Here is a 24,322-nt window from a genome sequence, read left to right as displayed (position 1 = left end):
CCGATGCGCGCGAGGACGGATGGCGGACATGCCTTCTCCGGTCGAAAGCTGGCGCCGCGCTGTTTCCGGCTATGGCGCGGCCATTCTCTGCGTGCTCCTGGCCCATGTCGTGCGGCTGGCCTTCCAGCCCTGGCTGATCGATCGATCGCCTTATCTCCTCTTCCCCGTCGCCATTCTCGCCGCCGCCTTCTATGGTGGCACGGGCCCGGCGATCCTTGCCACGCTGGCGGCGGCAGCACTCGGCACCATTTCCTTCGGCCCAAGCGGGCTGCATGTCGCCCATCTCGCACAATTGCTCAGCTTCCTTGCCGCCGCTTCGGGAATCATCCTGCTGCGCGCGGCGATGGGCAGATGGCGCAGGCGCGCGACGCTGCACGACGAACATGCCGCCGGCGGGACGCGCGACACGGGCCAGCTCAATGACGAGCTCAACCTGCTGATCGACGGCGCGGTCAACTACGCCATCTACATGCTCGATCCCGAGGGCCGGGTGACGATCTGGAACAAGGGCGCGGAACGGCTCACGGGCTGGAAAGAGGGAGAGGTGATCGGCCGCTCCTGCGCGCTCTTCTATCCGGCGGAAGAGGTGACGGCCGGCAAGCCCGCCCAGGACCTCGCCCGCGCGCGCCGCGACGGAAAGCTGGAGGAGGAGAATTGGCGGGTCCGCAAGGACGGATCCGAATTTCTCGCCCATGTCCTCATCACCGCGCTCTACGACGAATTCGGAGCGCTACGCGGCTTCGGCAAGGTGGTGCGCGACATCACCGACCAGAAGGCGAAGGAAAGCGCGATCCGCGCGAGCGAGACGCATCTCCGCTCGATCCTCTCGACTGTCCCGGATGCGATGATCATCATCGACGAGCGCGGCGCCATCATGTCCTTCAGCGCCGCGGCCGAGCGGCTGTTCGGCTATTCGGAGACCGAAATCAGCGGCATGAATGTGAGCTGCCTGATGCCGTCGCCGGATCGCGAACGGCATGACGACTATATCGCCCATTATCTCGCCACGGGCGAGCGGCGGGTGATCGGGATCGGCCGCGTCGTCATCGGCATGCGGCGCGACGGCAGCACCTTCCCCATGGAGCTTTCGGTCGGCGAGGCGGCGGTCGACGGCCGTCGCATCTTCACCGGCTTCATCCGCGACCTGACCGAACGGCTCCAGACGCAGGAGCATCTGGAGGAGCTGCAATCCGAGCTGCTCCATGTCTCGCGCATCAGCGCCATGGGCGCTATGGCATCGACCCTGGCGCATGAGCTGAACCAGCCGATCACCGCCGTCACCAACTATGTCGAGGCGGCGCGCGACCTGCTCGCCCGGCCCGATCCGGACGATCTGCCGATGATCCGCGAGGCGCTGGACGAGGCCGCGTCCGAATCGCTGCGCGCGGGCGACATAGTGCGCCGGCTGCGTGAATTCGTCTCGCGCGGCGAGGTCGAGAAGACGATCGAGGAACTGCCCGAGCTGATCGACAAGGCGGCCACGCTGGGCCTTGCCGGCACGCGGGAGAAAGGCGTGGAGGTCAGCCTCGATCTCGGGGCGGAGGCAGCATCCGTCCTGGTCGATCGGGTGCAGATCCAGCAGGTGCTGATCAATCTCATGCGCAATGCGATCGAGGCGATGGGGGACAGCCCAGTGCGCCGCCTGTCGATCGCCACCCGGGATCAGGGCCCAGGCCTCGTCCGCGTCACGGTCGCGGACACGGGGCATGGCGTCGCTCCCGCCATCGCCGATCAGCTCTTCCGCGCGTTCGTCAGCACCAAGCGCGAAGGAATGGGCCTCGGCCTGTCCATCTGTCGGACGATCGTAGAGGCCAATGGCGGTCGCATCTGGCTCGAAACGCCGGAACAGGGCGGATCCATGTTCCATTTCACGCTGGTGAAGGCGCAGTCGGAGAAGATGGATGTCGGATAGGCGCATGATCCACATAGTGGACGACGAGGAGTCGATCCGCCGCTCGGCCGGCTTCATGCTGCGGACGTCGGGCTATTCGGTCACGACCTATGCGTCCGGAGTCGCTTTCCTGCGCGAGGCGCGCACCGCCGAGCCCGGCTGCGTCCTACTCGACGTGCGCATGCCGGAGATGGACGGGCTGGACGTGCAGCAGGCGCTGGCCGATCGCGGCATCGCCATGCCCGTGGTGGTGCTCACCGGCCATGGCGACGTTTCGATAGCGGTGCGCGCGATGAAGGCAGGCGCGGTCGATTTCATCGAAAAGCCGTTCGAAAAGGCACTGCTGCTCGCCGCCGTGGCGGCCGCGTTCAGGAGGCTGGACGAAAGCGGCGACCGCGCCGAGCGCGCAGCCGAGGCACGGCTCCGGATCGCGGCACTCACGGCACGCGAACAGGATGTGCTGAAGGGACTGGCGCAGGGTTATCCCAATAAGACGATCGCCTATGATCTCGGCATATCGCCGCGCACCGTGGAGGTGCATCGCGCGAACCTGATGAACAAGCTCGGCGTGCGCAGCCTGTCCGACGCGTTGCGCATCGCCTTCGCGGCGGGACTCGGCGGAGAGACATCGAACGAAGAACAACATAGGAACACTACGTAGCGACCGCGACGGCCATTCGCGTCATCGTTCCGCCTGATCGGGCCCCTTCGGGCCGGCTGGGCATGAATTGCGATGAACGTGGAAAGCGCCGCTCCGTATGAAGCGGAGCGCCCCCGACTGTTGCTGGTGGAAGATGATAGCGGGGTCCGGCGATCGATCCAGCTCCTGCTCCAGGCGCGCGGCTTCGATGTCCGCGCCTATGCGGAGGGATCGGCCCTGCTGTCCGATCCCGGCCCCCAAATGGCCGTCGGCCTGATCGCGGATTATCGGCTGCCGGAGCTGGAGGGGCTTTCCGTGTTGCGCTCGCTGCGCGCCACGGGTTGGGACGGGCCTGCCATCCTCATCACCGCCTATCCCTCCGAAGATCTCACGGAGTTGGCGAAGGCGGCAGGCTATGACGCGGTGCTGGAAAAGCCGCTGGCCGAGCATCTTCTGGTCGAAACGACGCTGCGCTTGCTCGGGCGCCGTCGGGGAGACGGGAGCACCGTGCCACCCTGAAACATAATCAGACTGGCGAGGAGAGCCTGTGATGAACACCGTTCCGAAATCACTGGCGCTGGCAGCCGCAGCCATGCTGCTGACCAGCGTGACGCCTGTCGCCGCCCCCTCGTTCTCGGCGGAAATGCTGGGACGGCTGGATCCTTCCCCCCAGCTCGGTTCGATCTGCGGCCGGCAGGGGATGCGGGGCCAGGCGCTCCGCGCGCGGCTGCAACTCGCCGCCGCTTATCAGCCAGCACCCGCGATGAGCGACGATCCGGTGACGTTGCTGCCCGGATTGGGCAATATCCGTTTCCGGATCAGCACCGCGAACGACATGGCGCAACGCTATTTCGATCAGGGGCTGGCCCTTACTTATGGCTTCAACCATGCCGAGGCGATCCGCTCCTTCCGCGAGGCACAGCGACTGGATCCGCGCTGCGCCATGTGCTGGTGGGGCGAGGCGCTCGCCCATGGCCCCAACATCAACGCACCGATGGCGCCGGAGGTGATCGCTCGCGCCGTCGTCGCCTCGGGCCGGGCAAGCACCTTGAAGCGGGGCGCCACGCCCGTCGAGCGGGCGCTGATCGACGCGCTGGCCCTGCGCTATTCCGATGATCCCAAGGCCGATCGCGCCGCGCTCGACCGGCGCTATGCCGATGCGATGCTGGACGTCGCCCGGCGCTTCCCGCAGCAGGACGATGTCGCCCTTCTCGCCGCCGAGGCGGTCATGGACACGCGACCCTGGGATTATTGGGAAGGAGATGGCCGCACGCCCAAGGGGAAGATCGGCGAGGCGATCGGGCTGGTCGAAACCGTGCTCGCGCGCAGCCCCGATCATCCGCAGGCGGCGCATCTCTACATCCATCTGATGGAAGCCTCGGCGGAGCCCGCGCGGGCCGAGGCGGCGGCCGACCGGCTGGCGCGCCCGCTGGCGCCCAATGCCGGGCATCTCGTCCATATGCCCGGCCACCTCTATTTCCGCGTCGGCCGCTTCGCGGATTCGATCCGCGTCAATGTCGCGGCGGCGCGGGTGGACGAAGCCTATCTCGCCCGATCGAAGGAAGCGGGCATCTACCGCTTCGGCTATTATCCCCACAATGTGCACTTCATCGTCACCTCGGCGCAGATGGCGGGCGACATGGAGACGGCGATCCGCGAGGCGCGGCGGCTGCGCGCGATCCTCAACACCGATGTTTCGGCGGCCATGCCCTGGGTGCAGCCGGTCGATGCCGCGCCCTATCTCGCTTATGCGCAATTCGCCTCGCCCGCCGAGATATTCGCGCTGCCGCCGCCCGATGCGCGCCTGCGCTATGCCACGGCCATATGGCATTATGCGCGCGCCGTCGCCCGCGCACAGCAACGCGACGATGACGGCTTCGCAACCGAGCTGGCGGCCATCCGCGAGATCCGCGAGACGACCGATTTCAAGCCGATGGAGGATCAACTCGTGCCCGCCTCCCAATTGCTGCGGCTGGCCGAGCTGGTCGCGGCCGGGCGGCGCGCCTATGCCCATGGTCGCTATGAAGAGGCGGTGGTCCTCTATGAGCAGGCGGCGTCGCTCGAGGATGGGATACGCTATATGGAGCCGCCCTTCTGGTATTATCCGGTACGCCAATCGCTCGGCGCCGCGCTCTTCCGCGCGGGGCGGCTGAAGGATGCGCGGCAGGCGTTCCTGGCGGCGCTCGCCCAATCGCCCAATAATGGCTGGGTGCTCTTCGGCCTCGCTGCCACCCACCGCGCACTCGGCGACCGCGTCTCCGCCGCGGCGGCGGAAACGGCGCTCGAACGTGCCTGGCTGGGCGATCGCCGCTGGCTCAGGATGGATCGGCTCTAGGCATCCGCCTGCTGCTTGGCCTTCGCCCGATAGGCGTGGAGCAGCGGCTCGGTATAGCCGTTCGGCTGCTCCACCCCCTCGAACACCAGCGCGCGCGCAGCCTGGAAGGCGAGGCTCGCTTCCTCATGGCCCGCCATCGGCCGGTAGAGCGGATCGCCCGCATTCTGCGCGTCGACCTTCGCCGCCATCCGCCGGAGTGCCGCATCCACCTCCTCGCCCGAACAGACGCCGTGGAGCAGCCAGTTGGCGATATGCTGGGAGGAGATGCGCAAGGTCGCGCGATCCTCCATCAGGCCGATGTCATGGATGTCGGGCACCTTGGAGCAGCCGACCCCCTGATCGATCCAGCGCACGACATAGCCCAATATGCCTTGCGCATTATTGTCGAGCTCGTCGCGCACCTCCTCCGGCGACCAGTTGGTGCCGCGGGCGAGCGGGAGAGTGAGCAGCTCGTTTAGATCCGGAACGGGATTTCCAGCGAGCTCGCGCTGGCGCGCGAAGACGTCGACTTGATGATAATGCGTCGCATGAAGCGTTGCGGCGGTAGGACTGGGCACCCAGGCCGTGGTGGCGCCGCTCTTCGGATGGCCGATCTTCTGTTCCAGCATGTCGGCCATGCGGTCGGGCGCGGCCCACATGCCCTTGCCGATCTGCGCCCTGCCCGAAAGACCGCAGGCAAGGCCGATCGCCACGTTGCGCGCCTCATAGGCCGCGATCCAGGCACTGCCCTTCATCTCCGCCTTGCGGATCATCGGCCCGGCCTGCATCGAGGTGTGGATCTCGTCGCCGGTGCGGTCGAGAAAGCCGGTGTTGATGAAGATGATGCGTTCCTTCACCGCGGCAATGCAGGCGGCGAGATTGGCCGACGTCCGCCGCTCCTCATCCATCACGCCGACCTTGAGCGTGTTGCGGCCGAGGCCCAGCAGATCCTCGATCGCATCGAACAGCCGGTTGGTGAAGCCCGCCTCCTCCGGCCCGTGCATCTTGGGCTTTACGATATAGACCGATCCCGTCCGGCTGTTGCGAAAACGGCCCAGCCCCTTCAGGTCGTGAAGCGCGATCAGGCTGGTGACGATACCGTCCAATATGCCCTCAGGCGCCTCGCTGCCATCCGCCAGCAACAGCGCAGGCGTCGTCATCAGATGGCCGACATTGCGCACGAACAGCAGGCTGCGGCCATGGAGGCTGAGCGTCGATCCGTCGGGCGCGGTATAGCTTCGGTCAGGCTCCAGCGCGCGCGTCATCGCCCGCCCACCCTTGTCGAAGCTGGCCTCGAGGTCACCCTTCATCAGCCCCAGCCAATTGGCATAGGCGGCGACCTTGTCCTCGGCATCGACCGCCGCGACCGAATCCTCCAGATCGACGATCGTCGAAAGCGCCGCCTCCAGCACCATATCCGCGATCCCCGCGGGATCGTCCCGCCCGATCGGATGCGCGCGGTCGATGACGAGTTCGATATGCAGGCCGTTGTGGCGGAAGAGGATCGCGCTCGGGTTCGCCGCATCGCCGCGATGGCCGGCGAAGAGCGAGGGATCGGCAAGCGCCGGCACCAGCGCCCCGCCCTCGACCGAATAGCCGTTCACATCGGCATGGCTGCCGGATGCCAGCGGCACCGCATCGTCGAGAAAGGCCTTCGCCCGCGCGATCACCTGCGCGCCGCGTTCGGCATCATAGCCGCCGGGCCTGGGCGCGCCGGGCAGCGCATCCGTGCCGTAGAGCGCATCATAGAGACTGCCCCAACGGGCATTTGCGGCATTGAGCAGAAAGCGCGCGTTGAGCACGGGCACGACGAGCTGCGGCCCGGCGAGCCGCGCCACCTCCTCATCCACATTGTCCGGCGAGACGGTGAAGGGCGCAGGCTCGTCGACCAGATAGCCGATCTCGCGCAGGAAGGCCTGATAGTCGCGCTGGTCGATCGGCTGGCCGCGCCGCCCGACATGCCATGCATCGATCGTCGCCTGTATCTGGTCCCGCTTTGCGAGCAGTGCGCGATTTTCCGGCGCGAAGCGAGCGAATATCTCCGCCGTTCCCTGCCAGAAGGCATCCGGCGTGATGCCCGTGCCCGGCAGTGCCTGTTCCTCGATGAAACGGACGAGCGATGGCGCGACCCGCAGGCCCGCCCGATCGATGCTATCGCCCATCATGATCCCCTCCTGTCCTTTATTTCACGCCATGTTTCCCGATATCGGCCCTGTCGGCAAGCGCCTCCGGCATGGGCCCGCCTGCCGCCCAGTCGAGCAGCTCGACGATATGGAGGACGGGCGCGGACGCGTGCTGGCCGATCTGCACCGCGCAGCCGATATTGCCCGTGACGATCACGTCCGCCTCCAACCGCGCGATATTCGCTGCCTTGCGCTCGCCCAGCCGACCGGCCAGCTCCGGTTGGAGAATATTGTAAGTGCCGGCCGAACCGCAGCAGAGATGCGCCTCCACGGGCGTACGGACCTCGAAACCCGCCCGGCTCAGCAGCCGCTTCGGCGCCTCCGTCACTCCTTGCCCATGCTGGAGCGAGCAGGGCGGCTGATAGGCGACCGTCAGCCCTGGCGCGTGGCCCAGCGGCAGCTCCGCCATATCGAGCAGCTCGCTCACATCCTTGGCCAAAGCGGAAACGCGCGCCGCCTTTTCCGCATAGGTGGGGTCGTTCCTGAGCAGATGACCATAATCCTTGATCATCGTGCCGCAGCCGGATGCGGTGACGATGATCGCGTCGAGCCCCCGCCCTTCGATCTCGCGCGTCCAGGCGTCGACATTGCGGCGGACCGAGGCGAGGCTGTCCTGCTCGCGCCCCATATGGTGGGTCAGCGCACCGCAGCAGGTCTCGCCTTCGGCGAACAGCACGTCATGGCCGGCGCGGTTGAGCAGCCGCACGGTGGCGGCGCGGATTTCGGGCCGCAGCACGGGCTCTGCGCAGCCCTTGAGCAGCGCCACTCGGCCCCGCGATTGCGCCGCCGGCGCATAGGCCGAGCTGGGCCGCTCCGCCTCGCGCGCCGGCGCCAGCGCCAGCATCGCCGCGACCGGGCGGAGCGCCGGAATGGCGGCGAGGATCGGCCGCATGGGCCGCGCGACCCGGGCGATCCGAAGCGCGGGCCGGATGCGATGCGGATGCGGCATCATCCAGGCGAGCAGGCGGCGCAGCAGCCGCTCCGTCAGCGGCCGGCGGTAGCGCGTCTCGATATAGGTCCGCGCATGATCGACGAGCCGCATATAGTTCACGCCCGACGGGCAGGTCGTCATGCAGGAGAGGCAGGACAGGCAGCGATCGACATGCTTGACGACCTGCGGCGTCGGCGCAGCCTCCGTCTCCAGCATTTCCTTCATCAGATAGATGCGCCCGCGCGGCCCATCCAACTCGTCGCCCAGCAGCGCATAGGTCGGGCAGGTAGCGTTGCAGAAGCCGCAATGGACGCATTTGCGGATTGCCGCCTCGGACGAGGCCATCGCCGGATCGGCGAGCTGGGCGGCGGAAAATTCAGTCTGCACGGGGCCTCTCCGGAAAGCGGCCCGTCTCGAAGACGCCGGCCGGGTCGAATGCTTGGCGGATGCGGCGCGATAGGGCGGCGACGCCAGGCGCCTCGGGATGGAGCGTGGGCACGAGCGCGCGATGCTCGGCCGGCGCACGCACCAGCATCGCATGTCCGCCCGCCGCCTCGGCCGCCCGCCGGACCAGGGCCGCATCGCCCCCGAAGCTCAGCCAGACGAGCCCGCCCGCCCAGTCGAAAAGCCAGCGCGCGCCCTGCCCCGCCAGCGCGGACGTAACCGCACAGCCGCCGCTCGGCGGCACGTTGATCCGCCAGAGGGGCTGTCCGTCGTCGAGCGGCGAAAGATCGCGCAGCCGGCGCCACAGCCGGCCGGCCTCCGCCTCGCCCAGCCGCTCGACCGGGCCCATGGCCGCGAGCAGCCCGGCGAGCATAGCGAAGCGCGCCTCCACCGAAGGGCGAAAGCCGTGGAGACGGAAGGCCGTGACGGCCCTTCCCGCATTCACCTCGGCCGGCAGATGCGCGGCGGCGGCGACATTGGCGGTCGATCGCATCGCCGTCGCCATGGCGGCCTGCGCCGCCGCATCCGAACGGCCGGACAGGATCAAGGTCGCGCTCGTCCGCCCGGCGGGCACCAGCCGCAGCGTCAGCCGCGTCATCGCCGCCAGCCGGCCCCAGCTTCCCGCCATCAGCTTGGGCAGATCATAGCCGGTGACATTCTTCACCACCCGACCGCCCGCGACGAAATGCTCGCCGCGCCCGGACACCGCCTCGAATCCCAGCAGATGATCGCGCGGGGCGCCCATCGACAGCCGGTTCGATCCGGCGACGCCCGCCGCGACAACGCCGCCGATCGTCGCGGCGCCCGCCGGCCGGCCGAAGATCGGGCCATGGTCGAAAGGCTCGAAGGCCAGCATCTGCCGCTCCGCCGCCACCAGCGCCTGCACCTCGGCGAGCGGCGTGCCTGCGCCCACCGTCAGCACCAGCTCCGCCGGATCATAATCGATCACGCCGGCAAATGCGCGCAGATCGAGGATCGCGGCGTCGCGCACGAGCGCGCCGATTTCCGCCTTGCTGCCGCCGCCGCGTATCTCCAGCCGCCTGCCGGCGGCCGCCGTCTCGGCGACGATATCGGCTAGGTCGCGCACCGTCACCGGCAGCAATATATTCCTGTCCGCCATGTTCAGAAGCGCGGCAGATCGGGAAATGGCAGCTTTCCGCCATGGACATGCATCCGGCCAAGCTCGGCGCAGCGATGGAGCGTCGGGAAGACCTTGCCCGGATTGAGCAGCAATTCCGGATCGAAGGCGCATTTCACGCGCTGCTGATGCGCCAGATCGATCTCGGAGAACATTTCCGGCATCAGGTCGCGCTTCTCCACGCCCACGCCATGCTCGCCGGTCAGCACCCCACCGACCTCGACGCACAGGCGCAAAATATCTTGCCCAAACGCCTCGGCCCGTTCGAGCTGCCCCTGATTGGCGTCATAGAGGATGATGGGATGGAGATTCCCGTCGCCGGCATGGAAGACGTTGACGACGCCCAGCCCATAATCCTCGGACAGTGCCGCGATCCGCCGCAGCACATCGGGCAGGCGCCGGCGCGGGATGGTGCCATCCATGCACAGATAATCGGGCGTGATCCGGCCGACCGCAGGAAAGGCCGCCTTGCGCCCGGCCCAGAAGGCCAGCCGCTCCGGCTCGTCCCGCGCCATGCGCAGCAGCGTCGCGCCATTACGCCGGGCGATGCGGGCGACCTCCTCGATCAGATAAGCGCATTCCACATCGGGCCCGTCCAGCTCGACGATGAGCAGCGCCTCGACATCGAGCGGATAGCCGGCCTGCACGAAGGCCTCGGCGGCGTGGATAGCCGGCCGGTCCATCATCTCCATGCCCGCCGGGATGATCCCTGCGGCGATCACGTCCGCGACGCACTGGCCCGCGCCCTCGACGCTCGGAAAGCCGATCAGCGCGGCGCGCGCCGTCTCTGGCCTGGGCAGGATGCGCAGGATGATCTCGGTGACGACGCCCAGCATGCCTTCCGAGCCCACGACCAAGCCCATCAGGTTGAGCCCCGCCGGATCGAGTTGTCGCCCGCCCAGCCGCAGCACCTCTCCCTCCATCGTCACCAACTCGACGCCGAGGACATTGTTGCTGGTCAGCCCATATTTCAGGCAATGCACCCCGCCCGCATTTTCCGCGACATTGCCGCCGATGGAGCAGGCGATCTGGCTGGATGGATCGGGCGCATAATGAAAGCCCGCCTCCGCCACCGCCTGGCTCACCGCCAAATTGGTGACGCCCGGCTGCACCACCGCGATCCGGTCGTCATAATCCACTTCCAATATGCGGTTGAGCCTGGATAGGCCGAGCAGCACCGCGTCCGCCAGCGGCAGCGCCCCACCCGAAAGCGAGGTGCCCGCGCCACGCGGCACCACCTTCACCCCCTCGCCATGGCACCAGCGCAATATGGCCGAAACCTGCTCTGTCGTCTCCGGCAGCACGACGACAAGGGGAGGCTGGCGATAGGCGGTCAGCGCATCGGTTTCATAGGGGCGCAGCGCCTCGGGCGCGCTGATCACGCCTTCACCCGGCACGATCCGGCGCAGCGCCGCGACGATCCGATCGCGGCGGGCAAGCACGGACTGATCGGGCGCGGGCATCGTCAACGGCATGATCCGTCCTCTTCGGCATCGTCCCAAAGCGACTTCCGCCTGGATTGAGTCACCGCGCTCAGGCCGAGCCTGTCGAAGCCTGGGTCGAGTCCGTCCGACCCAGGTGAGTCTCAGCACCCTTCGACAAGGCCAGGGTGAGCGCGGTCAGGTGAAAGCGGTCAGGTGGAAATGCTCTATCCCATCCTGCCCCGGGCCGGTAGACGATCGAGACGGAAAGCGGCTTTTCACCGGGGGAAAAGCGATCCCTATACTGCCGCTCAGTCCACGCCCTCGACGATCACCGCGCGGCCATCCGCCCCGGCGAGGCGCAGCTTCAGCGCCTCCTGATAGGCAGGGCTGCGATACCAGGCCTGCGCCTCCTCGAAGCTCGGAAAGGCGAGCACCACCACCCCTTCCGTCTCGGGCCCTTCGAGCACCTCATGCCGGCCATAGCGGGCGACCGGGGTAACGGCATGGCCCGCCCGCGCGGCGGCCGCGGCGGGGGCATAGGCGGCGAGCGCCGCCTCGTCCACCGTGCGATCGCGGAAGATGATCACATAGGCGGTCATTTGCCTGCCTCCTGCGCGGCGATCGTGGCCGCCATGCCTCGGGCGGACAATATCTCGATCCAATAGCCGTCCGGATCGGTGATGAAGGCAATGCCCTTCATCCTGCCGTCGTTCGGCCGCTTGACGAAATTGACGCCCAGCTCCTCGAAACGCGCGCAGGCCGCGTCCACGTCCGGCACGCTGATGCCGAGATGGCCGAAGCCGCGCGGATCGGCATTGCCATGATGATAGCCGGGGAAATCGGGATCGCTCTCCGTGCCCCAATTATGCGTCAGCTCCAGCGTCGTCTCGCGCCGGAAGATGAAGTCCGCCCGCTCCTCCGGATCGGTCGGGATCGATTCGCTGTCCTTCAGATAGGCGAGGAAATAGAGCGAGAAGCGCATCTCCTCGAAATCCAGCTTCTGAAGCAGCGCCATGCCCATCACGTCGCGATAGAAAGCCAGTGAGGCTTGCGGATCGCGCACGCGCAGCATCGTCTGGTTGAACCTATATTCCCTGGTTGCGGCGTCCGCCATCATGGTCTTCCTTCCAGCCGATCAGCTATCGTCGATCGGCGCGGGATAGCCGCTATGGCCGCGCTCGTCGCCCCCTGGAAGGTCGATCAGTGACAAGGATCCGGCGGGCGCCCGCTCACATCACGGGCGCCATCGTGTCCATATTGGTGGCGTCGGGCATGCAGGCGAACCGCTCGGTTATGGCCCTGCACGCCTGCATGCCAGCACGGCTCAGCCCCATGACGCAGCCGAGCATCGCTTCCGTGGTTTCACGCGCCCACAACTCCTGCGCCTCCAGCCGCTCCTCGGGCGTCCTGGCCGTCGCCAGCACATTGACGAGAGCGGACGTGGCCTCGCTATAGCGCCGCACGGCATCACTGATTTCGCGACTCCCGCACGCGACGGTTTCCGCCGCGACCATCGTTATCGCCACCATCTCGTCCGCGCCCGGCATCGAGCGGTGCAGGCTTTCCGGTACCCATTCGCCGGCACCCTCGATATTGGTCGCCGAGGGACGGCGCGGCCGGGGCGGCGTCATGCCATTTTCCGCGAGCTGCGCGATCATCAGCGGTACGTCACGTGGTGGATCGACGCTCTCGCGGGGCGGCGCATTGCCCCGCTGCGTCACAAAGCTCTCGGGATCCGGACGGCGGCCTTGGGAGGCCTCGGCGGAAAAGTTCGCCGTGGGGAAGGGCATGATTACCGTCTGGCCGGCTTCTTCCTGGCTTTTGCTGCCACTGTCCATAATCTCGGTCATTTTCGCCTCCTGCATTGCGGATGCGACCGACTCCCGCATGGGGCCGGTGTAGAATATACGGAATCTGGCAAGTGGCGAAATTTACGCAATCACCTGGATCATCCAGCGCACGCAAAGCACGCCCAGGGGCTCCACCCGCGGCGATCCCGTCGCTATGCTGCCCGGTCTAGAATGTTGTCGCAAGGGACCGGCGGATGCGGCGGATCGATCTCAATGCCGATCTCGGCGAAGGCTATGGCCCCTGGCGGATGGGCGACGATGCGGCGATGCTCGCTATCGTCACCAGCGCCAACATCGCCTGCGGCGGCCATGCCGGCGATCCGGAAATCATGTACGAAACCTTGTCGCTGGCGCGCGAACGCGGCGTAGTCGTGGGCGCGCATCCAAGCTATCCCGATCGCATGGGCTTCGGCCGGCGCCGCCTGCCCTGCACGACGGGCGAGATTGAGCGTTTCGTCGCGGCGCAGGTGGCTGCGCTGATGGGCATCGCCGCGCTCGCCGAAACCCATATTGCCTATGTGAAGCCGCATGGCGCGCTTGCCAATGTCGCCACGGTCGAGCGCGATGTCGCCGCCGCCATCCTCCGCGCCGTGCGCGCGGTCGATCCTAAGCTCGCCATTCTCGCAATCTCCGGAACCATGCTGGAGCAGCTCGCCCGCGAGCAGAATATCGCCGTCTATTCCGAGATATTCGCGGATCGCGGCTATACGGCCGAGGGCAATCTCGTGCCGCGCGGCCAGCCCGGCGCGCTGATCGATGATGCCGACGAGGCCGCCGGCCGGCTGGTGCGCTTCCTCGAAACCGGGCTGATGCCGACGGTCGACGGCGGCGAGAAGCGGCTGGAGGCCCATTCCATCTGCATCCATGGCGACAGCTTCCATGCCGTCGCCATGGCCCGCCGCGTCCGTACCGCGCTCATGGCAGCCGGCGTCGAAATCGCGCCCTTCATCGGCTGATGACGACCATTGGGCCCAGCTTCCCCCGCCTTCGCGCGGTAGGCGATAGCGGTCTGCTCGTCGAATTTGGCGATCGCATAGATAAGGCGGTCCATAACCGGCTGCTCGCCTTCGACGCGGCGCTGCAAGCCGATCCCTTCATCGGCTTCACCGAAGCCGTGCCGGCCTATGCCTCGATCCTTGTCGGCTATGATCCGCTGCTGACGGAACCAAGCGCGGTCGAGGCGCATGTCGCGCGGCTGCTCGATCATTGCGGGACGGTCGATGTGCCGCATCGCCTGCATGAGCTTGCGGTCTGCTACGATCGGGAATTCGCGCCCGATCTCCCTGCGCTTGCCGAACGAGCCGGCCTGTCGGTCGAGACGGCGATCGCGGCGCATCTCGCCGGCGACTATCGCGTCTTCCTCTACGGCTTCGCGCCGGGCTATGCCTATCTCGGCGGCGTGCCCGAGGCGATCCGCCTGCCCCGCAAGGCCGAGCCGGTGCGCGACGTGCCCGCCGGCAGCCTGATCGTCGCCGGGCCGCAATGCATCGTCACCACGCTTACCATGCCGACCGGCTGGTGGATCATCGGCCGATCGCCCACCCCCATATTGCGCGCGCAGGCGGAACGCCCCTTCCTGTTTGACGTGGGCGATCGGGTGCGCTTCCGCCGCATCGACCGCGCGGAATATGAAAGGCTCGCGCCATGAGCCGCGCCGTGCTGATCGTCGAGCAGGCGGGCGCGCTCACCACTGTGCAGAATGGCGGCCGCAGGGGCCTGCTGCGCTATGGCGTGCCCGCCTCGGGCCCGATGGACCGCGCCGCCTTCGCCATCGCCAATGCCGCGATCGGCAATCCGCCCGGCAGCGCAGCAATCGAGGTCTCGCCCGGCGGCCTTGTGCTTCGCTGCATCGAAGGCGCGGTCGGATTCGCGCTCGTGGGCGGGGGCTTTTCGGCGGCGATCGACGGCCGGGCGCTCAATGGCTGGAGCGCGGCAATGCTCACGCCCGGCGCGCGTCTCACGATCCGGGCAGGCGAATGGGGAAGCTGGGCCTGCCTCGCCCTTGCCGGCGCGCTGGCGGCGCCCCTCTGGCTCGGCAGCCGCGCCACCCATGCCGCTTCGGGGCTTGGCGGCGGGATGATCGTTGCAGGCGCGCGCATCGAGATAGAAGATGCCGCCCCGCGCGAGAACCGCCTCGGCCCGATCGCTCCCTTTCCGGAGGAGCAGGGCGCGATGCGCCTCGTCCTCGGGCCGCAGGATCGCTTCTTCTCCCCCGAGACGATCGCGGCGTTGCTGACGGGAACGTTCCGGGTCACGCCCGCCTGCGACCGGATGGGCTATCGGCTGAAGGGCCCCGCGCTGCCGGTCGCCGCGCTGCTCGACATGCCATCCGAGGCGCTGCCGCGCGGCGCGGTGCAGGTCGCCGGCCATGGCGATCCGACCGTGCTGCTCGCCGATCATCAGACGACCGGCGGCTATCCCAAGATCGCCACGCTCATCTCCGCCGATCAGGATCGCTTCGCCCAGCTCCGCCCCGGCGATCCCCTAACCTTCCACGCGATCGACGCCGATGCGGCAGTGGCGCTCGCCCGAAAACGGCATACGGCGCTGACCCGCCACATCGAAATGCTCGCCAAGGGCCCCGTGCCGCTGTCCGAACGGCTCGCCCGCACCAATCTGGTCGGCGGCGTAGTGGATGCGCTGCATCCCTGATCCTCCGGATTTCCGCGCGCCGTGCCGAGAACGGGATGGATCGACCCCACCGAAATGTTCTAGGAACCTCATACACCTTAATGGGGGGAGGAAGCGTGGCCTTGGAGTGGAACCGGCGAAAGTCGCTCGATGCGGTGACGCAGCATGAGGAGCATCATCGCCTCATCCCCACTCTCTCCTGGCCGCATCTGATCGCGCTCGGCGTCGGCGCGATCGTCGGCACGGGCATCTATACGCTGATCGGCGTGGGCGCGAACCTCGCCGGGCCGGCGGTGATCCTCTCCTTCGCGCTCGCCGGAATCGTCTGCGCCTGCGCGGCGCTCGCTTATGCCGAGATGGCGACGATGATGCCGGCGGCGGGCAGCGCCTATACCTATAGCTATGCCGTGCTGGGCGAGATCATCGCCTGGGTCGTGGGCTGGAGCTTGATCCTCGAATATTCGCTGGTGGTGAGCGCCGTCGCGGTCGGCTGGTCAGGCTATGCGGTGGGCTTCCTGTCCGGGCTCGGGCTCGATCTGCCGACGGCGCTCACCGTCGGGCCCCATGCGGGCGGGCTGGTCAATCTTCCGGCGGTGGCGATCATCTTCGTGGTGGCGGGCCTGCTGATGCTCGGCACGCGGGAGAGCGCTACGCTCAACGCCATCCTCGTCGTCGTGAAGGTGATCGCGCTGATCGTCTTCGTCGCGATCGCGCTGCCCCATTTCGATGCCGCCCGATTCGAGCCGTTCATGCCCTATGGCTTCGCCAAGCAGATGCACAACGGGCTGGAACGCGGCGTGATGGCAGCCGCCGCGATCATCTTCTTCGCCTTCTACGGCTTTGACGCCATTTCCACGGCGGCGGAGGAGACCAAGCGCCCCGAGCGCGATCTCGCCATCGGCATCGTCGGATCGATGATCGTCTGCACCGCCATCTATATGATCGTCGCCGCCGCCGCGATCGGCGCATTGAGCTACACAATTTTCGCGCAGAGCCCCGAGCCGCTGGCGCTGGTGCTGCGCGAGCTAGGCCAGGGCAAGGCGGCGGCCGTCATCGCCGCGGCAGCTGTGGTCGCGCTGCCCACCGTGCTGCTCGCCTTCCTCTACGGCCAGAGCCGCATCTTCTTCGTCATGGCACGCGACGGACTGCTGCCGCGCAGCCTCGCCGCGGTGAATCCGCGCACGGGCACGCCCGTCCTCATCACCGCGATCACGGCGGCGCTGGTGGCGGCGCTCGCCGGCATCGCGCGCCTCGACGAGATCGCGGCGCTCGCCAATGCCGGCACGCTCGCCGCCTTCACTGCCGTCTCGGTCTGCCTGCTCGTGCTGCGCCGTCGCGAGCCGGGGCGGAGGCGGATATTCCGCACTCCGCTCGCCTGGCTGGTCGGCCCGATCGCGATCGGCGGCTGCCTCTATCTCTTCCTCAGCCTGCCGAGTCGCACGCAGCTCTGGTTCCTGGCGTGGAATATCGGCGGGCTGTTCGTCTATCTCGCCTATGGCCGCCGCTCCAGCCTGCTCGCCCGGATATGAACCGGGCCCGCCTCTCATGTCCGCTCCAGCGACAGAGCGACGGCATTGCGTCCCATCGATCCGCTTGGCCGGTTCCGAGCCCTCGGTTGTGCCAGCGCCGGCAGGCACAAATTAACGCACGTTTCTATCCAGACATGCTAGCTTGACGGCGTGCTGCCTTCCCTTCTCTTCCTTGCGATCGCGCTCTGCCTCGCAACCGGCCTGTTCGCAGGATGGGCCGCCCATGCACATAGCGCCCGAAAGAGGGAAGCGGCGCTGCTCCAGAAGGCGATCGACCGGCTCGTCGCGGGCGATACGGCCATCCGCCTCAATCCCCATCGCTCCGAATCGGCGACGAGCTTCAACCTGCTGGCGCAGACGCTGGCCGACCAGCGTTTCGGTGAGAACCGGCGCGGCTCGACCGACCTGATGGAAGGACTGCTCAACCGCACGTCGCTCATAGGCGCGGAGAGCGCGACGGAGATGCAGCTCTTCGTCGCCATCGTCGGCATCGACGGTTTCGCCGATCTGCGCCACAAGATCGGCTATGCTCTTGCCGGCGATGCGGTGCGCGAGCTCGGCAAGCGCATCCGCCAGAATATGCCCGGCGCCCGGCTGGGCCGGCTTGGCCGGACGACGATCGAGTTCGGCTTCGACGCCGCCGACTGCCGCGCCGCGGAAGCCGAGCTGACGCGGCTCGTGAGAAAGCTCGAACAGCGGCTGGACCTTGGCGGCCATATGCTCCAGCTCACCGTCACCATCGGCTTCGCCGGATCGGACGAGAGCGGCGCCAGCGAGGCCGCGCTGATCGAACATGCCGAGCTCGCGCTCGCGCGTGCGCAGGACCTGCACGCCAAGCTCACCCTGTTCAGCATGCAGGATCATGCCGATCTTTCGGATCGGCTGGCACTGATGCGCGATCTGCGCGGCGCGCTGGCGCAGGATCAGATGTTCCTCTGCTACCAGCCCAAGCTCAGGGCGCGCACCAATCATGTCGACGGGGTGGAGGCGCTGCTGCGCTGGCGCCATTCCGAACGCGGCGTGATCCCGCCCGATCAGTTCATCCCGCTTGCCGAGGAAACCGGCCAGATCCGCGCGCTCACCGAATGGGTGCTGGAACAGGCGCTGCGCGATCAGGCACACCTGCGCGACGCAGGCCATGAAATTTCCTTCTCGATCAATATTTCGGGCCGCCTTCTCGCCGAGCAGAGCTTCGCCGACTGGGCGCTCGCCACAGTGCGCAAGGCGCATGGGCGGATCGCCTTCGAGGTGACCGAGACGGCGGTGATCGACGATCCCGATGGCGCGCTGCGCAACCTTCGCGCCTTCGCCGACGCCGGCATCTGGATCGCGATCGACGATTATGGCTCGGGCCTTTCTTCGCTCGCTTATCTGAAGGCGCTACCGGCGAACGAGCTGAAGATCGACAAGATGTTCATCTCCGGGCTGACGAGCAGCCATCGCGATCCGCTGCTGGTGCGCTCGACGATCGAGCTCGCCCATGCGCTGGAGATGGAGGTGACGGCCGAAGGCGTCGAGACGCCGGCGGCGCTCGCCCTGCTGCGCGTGATGGGATGTGATATCGTCCAGGGCTTTCTGATCGCGCGCGCCCTGCCGATCAACGAGCTCGAGACTTTCCTGACGCGGCAGCATCACAGAAGCGATCCCCACAGCCTCCCCACCTTCAAGCGCCCGGGCAGCTTCTGGAAATAGTTTCGTTTAAAGAACAATCTGGCTTGGCGCGGAAAGAAAAGCGACTATTAATCGTTTCTTAACATTGTCCGCTTAACGCTTTGAAGATTTCGACTAATGGTCCGGTGGGGAAACCGGAAACAGGGGACCGAACCATGCCGCTCGACAAGCGCTATTTTCGTCGCACGCTCGCCATATGTGCCATGGCCACGACGGCCCTTGCCGCAGCGCCCGCCTTGTCGGCCGAGGGCGACACGACGATCGCAACCAGCACCGTCGCAAGCAAGCCCGTGCAGCCGCGCTATGGGATCATCCGCCCCTTTTACGGGATCATCCGTCCCTTCTACGGAATCATCCGTCCGTTCTACGGCATAATCCGGCCTTTCTACGGAATTATCCGTCCCTTTTACGGGATCATCCGCCCGTTCGGCAGCGAGGAAGAGATCAAGCCTTTCTGGGGCACGATCCATCCATATGGTGCCAATGCGGACGGCGTCACGCCCGGCTGGGGCGAGATCGGCGCCTTCTGGAACGAGCTCCATCCCTTCGACGCGCAGGAAGGCGACACGCCGGCGATCGCCGGCGAGATCGGCAGCCTCGTCAGCAAATCGGCGGACTTCTGGGGCGCCGCGGTGCAGGCCAAGACCGGCAAATCCTTCAACGAAGGCTTCGCGGACGCGCTGCTCAGCAAATATGGCATCGATCCCAATAATCCCGCCTCGCTGGAGGGGTTCAACGATGCCCAGCGCGCGCTCTTCTATCTCGACTGGTATGATGGGCTGATGCAATATTCCGGGGTCGACCATGTCGATCACTGGATGACGACCATCAACTGGAACCCCGCGCTCACCCAGATCCAGGGCGAGGGCAAGGACAGCGTCATCGGCCTGCTCGATTTCAGCGTGAAGGACAAAGACCTTCAGGGCAGCATCACCCGCTATGATGGCGTGTCGGATTTCAGCAACGGCCATGGCGCCGCGGTCGCGAGCCTGCTCGTCTCGGCGCATGACGGCAAGGGCGTGATGGGCATCGCGCCCAAGGCTTCGGTCGTTGCCTACAACCCGTTCGACAGCAGCGGCACGGCGAGCTGGGAGGATGTCCGCAACGGTGTGCTGGCGCTCAGCCAGAACGGCGCCAGCATCATCAACATGTCGCTGGGCGTGCCGGATTGGACGCTGCATCCGGACTGGAACCGCGTCTTCTCCGATCCGGAAGTCGCCCGGGCCGCCCGCAGCAGCGTGTTCGTGATCGCTGCGGGTAACGAAGGCGTCAGCCAGACGCAGAATGTCGACTGGAACTTCGCCACCAATCCCAATCTGATCGTGGTGGGCTCGGTCGATCCGACCGAGGAGATTTCCTATTTCTCGAACAAGCCGGGTTCGGCCTGCCTGCTCGACCAGGGCGTCTGCAAGCCCGGCAACGAGCTGAAGAATCGCTTCATCGTGGCCCCCGGCGAGTTCATCCTGGTGTCCGACGACAAGGGCGGCGTCACGCGCGCCTCCGGCACCTCCTTCGCAGCACCGCTCGTCTCGGGCACGATCGCACTGCTGCACGATCGCTGGCCGTGGCTCGCCAGGCATCCGAAGGAAAGCGTCGACATCGTCCTGAAATCGGCCCGCGATCTCGGCGCGCCGGGCGTCGACGAAGTCTATGGCGTCGGCCTGCTCGACGTGACCGCGTCCCAGTCCCCGCTCAATTTCAACAATCTGCGCTGGTATCAATATGAAAATGGCCAGCTGAAGGAACAGTCCGCCACCAGCATCCGCACCGCCGGCGTGCAGGAAAAGTGGGAAGTCAACGGCACCTATTTCTATGCCTTCGAGCGGATCGGCAGCACCTTCCGCGACTTCGCCATCCCGCTCTCGTCCAAGCTGGTCGGCCAGTCTGTGCTCTCGGCCAATGGCAGCTACGAGCAGTTCCAGACCTATATCTACAGCCGCATGACCGACTGGATGAAGACGGGCTTCGCCGGCAGCCGGAAGGGCTTCAACAGCTTCGCCAGCTACAGCGCGCCGGTCAGCAATCCCTATGGCTTCAACATCACCATGTCGATCGCGCCGCGCACGCCGATGCTCGGCTATCGGCAGAGCAACCTGCCCTACCAGTCCTCGCTGGAAGTGAGCGCGCCGGACGACAAGGCGGCGTTCCGCTTCGGCTATGGCGACGGCGCGGTGGCGCTCGGCGGCCATGAGGGCTTCGGCCTCGTCTCCGATTATGACAGCGCGTTCGGCGGCGTGAACCCGCTGCTCGGAATGGCGTCGGGCGGCGGCTATGCCAATATCAATCTCGCGCTTTCCAGCCGCTGGTCGGTCTCGGCCGGCGCGACGCAGCGTAAGCTGATCCGCGACCTCAACAACCGGCCGATCATGGAGCAGCTCACGCTCGCCGGGGTCGATCCCTATGAAGCGGGCGCGCAGCATGTCTCGGTCCGCTATCGCGCCAATGACCGGGTGACGCTGAGCGGCAGCATCACGCGGCTGCGCGAGAGCAACTCGCTGCTCGGCGTCCAGTCGATCGATCCCACCGATTTCGCGAACGGTTCCACTACCGACGGCGTCACCTTCGGGGCGGAAATCGCGCTCAGCGGCGATCTCAGCCTGTCCGGATCGGGCACGATCGGCCGCACGCAGCAGAATGATGCGGGCAAGCAGAATATCGCGGTTGGCGATGGCGGGCTGATCTCCTCTTCCTATGAGGTGGCGCTCACCAAGGAGAAGATCTTCGACGGCCGCGACCGCGCGCGGTTCAGCATGTCGCAGCCCATGTATCTCGAACATGGCAAGCTCGATTATACCAGCGTGCAGGTGATCGATCGCCAGACGGGCGAGATCGGCCCGGTGACGAACAGCGTCGATATCGCCACCGGCCAGCGGCAATATGTCGCGGAATTCCTCTATGGCCGATCGATGTTCAACGGCACCGGCGAGATGAGCCTGTTCGGCCGGGCACATCTGCGCCCCGGCGCCACGACGCAGGCGAGCGCGAACTATATTGTCGGAGGACGGCTGCGTTTCGGCTTCTGACGGTTTGACGGCGTAGCCTAGACTTTGCCTTCCATGCCGCCCAGGCGGTATGAGATGGGGAGGAGGAGTTAGCGTGAAGCGCCACGCCGTCATGACCTGTCTGGTCCTTGCTCTGCTTATGGGCAGCGGCGTTTCCGTGCGCGCGCAGCATCCAAGCCCCCCGGAGACGGCCAGCTCGCCGGGGCGACAGTTCGACAGCCGGATCGCTTCCGCCAAGAAGGCGATGATGACGGACCCCGAGACGGCGTTGCGCGGCGCGCGCGACGCGCTCACGGCGGCGCGCACCATTCCCTATGAACGCGAACGCACCATCGCCATCGCGACGGCGCAATGGCTTTGTGGCGAGGCTTTGATCCGGCTCAATCAGCCCGAAAAGGCCGAGCCCCTCCTCGAAGAAGCGCTGCACGCCATATCCAGCATCCATCCCGGATCGAAGCTGCATGGCGATCTTGCAATGTCGCGCGGCGCGCTCTTCGCCGTATTGGGGCGGATCCAGCCTGCGCTTCAGGATTTCCAGCGCGCGCACGACATCTTCCGCGCTGCCAATGATCCGCGCAGCCAGGCGATCGCGCTGCAGAATATCGGCTCCATCTATGCCGACGCAGGCGATTATCCCCGCGTCCTCAAATATTTCGCCCAGTCGTCTGAAATCTATGACGGCGATCCCTCGCTGACGCTCTCCGTGCACAACAACCGCGCCTTCGCCCTGAAGGAGCTGGGTCGGTTCGGCGAGGCGGAGAGCGAATCCCGGCTGGCGCTGCGCGCGGCGACGGAGCTTGCCAGCCCCCTTCTCGAAGCACGGATCCTGACGAACATCGCACAAGTGCAGCTTCTGGGCGGCAAGCTCGCCGCGGCTGAAGCCAATATCGCCCGCGGCTTCCGCATCGCGGATCGCAATCCCTCGGCCGCCGGATGGAAGCCGTTCCTCTGGGGCGTTGCTGCACAGGCGGCGGCGAAGCGCGGGCAGATGGAACAGGCGGCGCGGCTGCTGGATCGGGCATTTGAGGGCATCGAGATCGGCAGGACCAGCCTGCCCTATCGCGACTTTCACGAGACGGCCTATAATGTCTATGCCGCGCTCGATCGGAATGAGCTCGCGCTCGCGCATCTCGAAGCCTATAAGCGGCTGGACGACGAAGCGCGCACGCTTGCGGCGTCCACCAACGCCGCGCTGATGGCCGCGCGTTTCGATTTCGCCAATCAGGACCTCCGGATCGCGCGGCTCAAGGCAGGCCAGCTTCAACGTGACATCCTGCTCGCCCGGTCGCGCGAACGATTGCATGCGACGGTCTTGGCAGGGTTTCTGACGACGGCCGTGATCGTCTTCTCGCTGCTGTCCTTTGGCTTTTTCAGGATCAGGCGCAGCCGCAACGAGGTGCGTGCCGCCAATGCCGGCCTCAGCGAGGCGAACCAGGCGCTGGCAAAGGCGCTGAAGGCCAAGACCGAATTTCTCGCGACCACCAGCCATGAGATCCGCACCCCCCTGAACGGCATTCTCGGCATGACGCAGGTGATATTGGCCGACCGGCAGGTCGCATCCGACCTGCGCGAGAAGATCGAGCTGGTCCATGGCGCGGGCGAAACGATGCGCGCGCTCGTCGACGATATTCTCGACGTCGCGAAGATGGAGACGGGCCATCTCACCATTCATCGCGACGACATGGACCTGCGGCGCGTGCTGGAGGATGCGGCGCATCTCTGGCGGGGGCAGGCCGCCGCCAAGGGCGTCGATCTTAGGATTGACCTGGAGGACTGCCCCGAACGAATTGTCGAGGATGAGACGCGGCTGCGCCAGATCGTCTTCAACCTCATGTCCAACGCGCTGAAATTCACCGATGCCGGATTCGTCTCGCTGACGGTGCGCTGCGAGATGCGCGACGGCGGCGAACGGCTGCTGCTCGACGTCGCGGACAGCGGCAGCGGCATTCCGGCGGACCAGTTGGAGGAGATTTTCGAATCCTTCCGCCAAGTGGACGGGGGCATGACGCGGCGGCACGGCGGCACGGGTCTCGGCCTCGCCATCTGCCGCAATCTGGCCCAGGCGATGGGCGGCGACATCGGCGTTTCGAGCAATCTCGGCACGGGATCGATCTTCATGCTCGACCTTCCGCTCACCCGCAGCCTGACGGCCGATGCGCCGGCGGCGATGACGCCCACGGAAAGCGCTCGACCCGAGAGCCTGGCGGAATGCGCGCTGCTGCTGATCGAGGCGAACCCCCTCACCCAGAGCGTGCTGCGCGCGGTGCTGGCGGGGCAGGTCCGCTCGATCGAGGTGGTCGCCGATCTCGGCGGAGCGCTCGCGGCCCTCGGCGCCGGCCATTTCGACCATATCCTTGCGGAGACAGGCTCGATCGCCGCCGAGGGGGAGGATCCGACGGGCCCGGTGCGGACGATCCTGGAAGCGGCCGGGCGCGCGCGGCTCAGCCTGTGGTGCCAGGATCCGGGCGAGGAACGGCGCGCCGCGCTGCTGCAGGCCGGCGTGGACCAGATCCTTCTGAAGCCGATCGCGGCGGGCGAGCTTGCCGCCGCGCTCCAGTCCATCTGGAACGGCCGCGAAACGGCCCGAATTTCGGTGTCCGAGCCGCATCAAGCGGCCGCCGAATAGCTGTGCAAATGCGACGAGATTGTTAAGACGATCCTGTTGCGATTCGGG

At 66.7% G+C, this 24,322-nt stretch carries 18 protein-coding genes; 11 read left to right on the top strand and 7 right to left on the bottom strand.

Annotated features, from left to right (window positions below; translation table 11 throughout):
- The first annotated feature begins 28 nt into the window (after positions 1-28).
- The 4 genes from CLG96_RS09205 to CLG96_RS09190 all read left to right on the top strand — a co-directional run bounded on the left by CLG96_RS09205 (position 29) and on the right by CLG96_RS09190 (position 4,866).
- Entirely contained in the window at positions 29-1,912 is a 1,884-nt protein-coding gene (locus CLG96_RS09205; protein ID WP_207796649.1) for a PAS domain S-box protein, read from the top strand.
- Positions 1,902-2,552, top strand: a complete 651-nt coding sequence (locus CLG96_RS09200) for a response regulator transcription factor (protein ID WP_107967578.1) — start codon at positions 1,902-1,904, stop codon at positions 2,550-2,552. Before CLG96_RS09205 ends, CLG96_RS09200 begins: the two co-directional genes overlap by 11 nt.
- Positions 2,553-2,624: 72 nt before the next feature.
- Positions 2,625-3,050 (top strand): response regulator, encoded by a 426-nt coding sequence (locus CLG96_RS09195; RefSeq protein WP_107967577.1) that lies wholly within the window; start codon positions 2,625-2,627, stop codon positions 3,048-3,050.
- A 31-nt stretch (positions 3,051-3,081) separates the two neighbouring features.
- Positions 3,082-4,866 carry a tetratricopeptide repeat protein gene (locus CLG96_RS09190; protein ID WP_107967576.1) on the top strand — a complete coding sequence of 595 codons (1,785 nt, stop codon included), beginning with the start codon at positions 3,082-3,084 and terminating at the stop codon, positions 4,864-4,866.
- Here the strand turns inward: CLG96_RS09190 and CLG96_RS09185 are convergent.
- The 7 genes from CLG96_RS09185 to CLG96_RS09155 all read right to left on the bottom strand — a co-directional run bounded on the left by CLG96_RS09185 (position 4,863) and on the right by CLG96_RS09155 (position 12,815).
- Positions 4,863-7,007: a malate synthase G gene (locus tag CLG96_RS09185; protein WP_107967686.1), complete on the bottom strand. Its 2,145-nt coding sequence runs from the start codon at positions 7,005-7,007 to the stop codon at positions 4,863-4,865. The two genes, CLG96_RS09190 and CLG96_RS09185, sit on opposite strands and share 4 nt — an antisense overlap.
- Positions 7,008-7,026: 19 nt before the next feature.
- Entirely contained in the window at positions 7,027-8,346 is a 1,320-nt protein-coding gene (glcF, locus tag CLG96_RS09180) for a glycolate oxidase subunit GlcF (protein WP_107967575.1), read from the bottom strand.
- A complete protein-coding gene (locus tag CLG96_RS09175; protein ID WP_107967574.1) occupies positions 8,336-9,523 on the bottom strand; it encodes an FAD-binding protein in 1,188 nt (395 codons plus the stop codon). The genes glcF and CLG96_RS09175 overlap by 11 nt, the downstream gene beginning before the upstream one ends.
- A 2-nt stretch (positions 9,524-9,525) precedes the next feature.
- Complete coding sequence (locus CLG96_RS09170; protein WP_107967573.1) at positions 9,526-11,016, bottom strand: FAD-linked oxidase C-terminal domain-containing protein; 1,491 nt, start codon at positions 11,014-11,016, stop codon at positions 9,526-9,528.
- A 257-nt stretch (positions 11,017-11,273) separates the two neighbouring features.
- A complete protein-coding gene (locus CLG96_RS09165) occupies positions 11,274-11,564 on the bottom strand; it encodes a DUF1330 domain-containing protein (RefSeq protein ID WP_107967572.1) in 291 nt (96 codons plus the stop codon).
- Positions 11,561-12,082, bottom strand: a complete 522-nt coding sequence (gene gloA, locus CLG96_RS09160; RefSeq protein ID WP_107967571.1) for a lactoylglutathione lyase — start codon at positions 12,080-12,082, stop codon at positions 11,561-11,563. Before gloA ends, CLG96_RS09165 begins: the two co-directional genes overlap by 4 nt.
- Positions 12,083-12,194: 112 nt before the next feature.
- Positions 12,195-12,815 carry a hypothetical protein gene (locus CLG96_RS09155; protein ID WP_133175385.1) on the bottom strand — a complete coding sequence of 207 codons (621 nt, stop codon included), beginning with the start codon at positions 12,813-12,815 and terminating at the stop codon, positions 12,195-12,197.
- Positions 12,816-13,009: 194 nt separating this feature from the next.
- Here CLG96_RS09155 and CLG96_RS09150 point away from each other — a divergent pair, with 194 nt between their 5' ends.
- The 7 genes from CLG96_RS09150 to CLG96_RS09120 all read left to right on the top strand — a co-directional run bounded on the left by CLG96_RS09150 (position 13,010) and on the right by CLG96_RS09120 (position 24,274).
- Positions 13,010-13,771, top strand: coding sequence for a LamB/YcsF family protein (locus CLG96_RS09150; RefSeq protein WP_107967569.1), 762 nt, complete (start codon positions 13,010-13,012; stop codon positions 13,769-13,771).
- The gene (locus tag CLG96_RS09145) at positions 13,771-14,463 is read left to right on the top strand and encodes a 5-oxoprolinase subunit B family protein (protein ID WP_107967568.1); all 693 of its coding nucleotides are present in this window, start codon (positions 13,771-13,773) and stop codon (positions 14,461-14,463) included. Before CLG96_RS09150 ends, CLG96_RS09145 begins: the two co-directional genes overlap by 1 nt.
- Complete coding sequence (locus CLG96_RS09140; RefSeq protein ID WP_107967567.1) at positions 14,460-15,467, top strand: 5-oxoprolinase subunit C family protein; 1,008 nt, start codon at positions 14,460-14,462, stop codon at positions 15,465-15,467. The genes CLG96_RS09145 and CLG96_RS09140 overlap by 4 nt, the downstream gene beginning before the upstream one ends.
- 101 nt (positions 15,468-15,568) lie before the next feature.
- On the top strand, positions 15,569-16,975 hold the full coding sequence (locus CLG96_RS09135) for an amino acid permease (RefSeq protein WP_243395725.1): 1,407 nt from the start codon (positions 15,569-15,571) through the stop codon (positions 16,973-16,975).
- Between the two features lie 150 nt (positions 16,976-17,125).
- Positions 17,126-18,667: a putative bifunctional diguanylate cyclase/phosphodiesterase gene (locus CLG96_RS19180; protein ID WP_243395714.1), complete on the top strand. Its 1,542-nt coding sequence runs from the start codon at positions 17,126-17,128 to the stop codon at positions 18,665-18,667.
- 134 nt (positions 18,668-18,801) lie between these two features.
- A complete protein-coding gene (locus CLG96_RS09125; RefSeq protein WP_107967565.1) occupies positions 18,802-21,669 on the top strand; it encodes a S8 family peptidase in 2,868 nt (955 codons plus the stop codon).
- 73 nt (positions 21,670-21,742) lie between these two features.
- Complete coding sequence (locus CLG96_RS09120; protein WP_165799612.1) at positions 21,743-24,274, top strand: ATP-binding protein; 2,532 nt, start codon at positions 21,743-21,745, stop codon at positions 24,272-24,274.
- Positions 24,275-24,322 lie beyond the last annotated feature (48 nt).

The organism is Sphingomonas oleivorans, from assembly GCF_003050615.1.
Taxonomy (GTDB): Bacteria; Pseudomonadota; Alphaproteobacteria; order Sphingomonadales; family Sphingomonadaceae; genus Sphingomonas_H; species Sphingomonas_H oleivorans.
This window is presented reverse-complemented; position numbering and strand designations above follow the sequence as displayed.

Bases quoted from the DNA above. Each gene is read 5' to 3' on its own strand.
- CLG96_RS09165 (WP_107967572.1), bottom strand. From the start codon at position 11,564: ATGACCGCCTATGTGATCATCTTCCGCGATCGCACGGTGGACGAGGCG.
- CLG96_RS09185 (WP_107967686.1), bottom strand. From the start codon at position 7,007: ATGGGCGATAGCATCGATCGGGCGGGCCTGCGGGTCGCGCCATCGCTC.
- CLG96_RS09170 (WP_107967573.1), bottom strand. From the start codon at position 11,016: ATGCCGTTGACGATGCCCGCGCCCGATCAGTCCGTGCTTGCCCGCCGC.
- gloA (WP_107967571.1), bottom strand. From the start codon at position 12,082: ATGATGGCGGACGCCGCAACCAGGGAATATAGGTTCAACCAGACGATG.
- CLG96_RS09155 (WP_133175385.1), bottom strand. From the start codon at position 12,815: ATGACCGAGATTATGGACAGTGGCAGCAAAAGCCAGGAAGAAGCCGGC.
- CLG96_RS09125 (WP_107967565.1), top strand. From the start codon at position 18,802: ATGCCGCTCGACAAGCGCTATTTTCGTCGCACGCTCGCCATATGTGCC.
- CLG96_RS09145 (WP_107967568.1), top strand. From the start codon at position 13,771: ATGACGACCATTGGGCCCAGCTTCCCCCGCCTTCGCGCGGTAGGCGAT.
- CLG96_RS09195 (WP_107967577.1), top strand. From the start codon at position 2,625: ATGAACGTGGAAAGCGCCGCTCCGTATGAAGCGGAGCGCCCCCGACTG.
- CLG96_RS09140 (WP_107967567.1), top strand. From the start codon at position 14,460: ATGAGCCGCGCCGTGCTGATCGTCGAGCAGGCGGGCGCGCTCACCACT.
- CLG96_RS09200 (WP_107967578.1), top strand. From the start codon at position 1,902: ATGTCGGATAGGCGCATGATCCACATAGTGGACGACGAGGAGTCGATC.
- CLG96_RS09150 (WP_107967569.1), top strand. From the start codon at position 13,010: ATGCGGCGGATCGATCTCAATGCCGATCTCGGCGAAGGCTATGGCCCC.
- CLG96_RS09205 (WP_207796649.1), top strand. From the start codon at position 29: ATGCCTTCTCCGGTCGAAAGCTGGCGCCGCGCTGTTTCCGGCTATGGC.
- CLG96_RS09175 (WP_107967574.1), bottom strand. From the start codon at position 9,523: ATGGCGGACAGGAATATATTGCTGCCGGTGACGGTGCGCGACCTAGCC.
- CLG96_RS09190 (WP_107967576.1), top strand. From the start codon at position 3,082: ATGAACACCGTTCCGAAATCACTGGCGCTGGCAGCCGCAGCCATGCTG.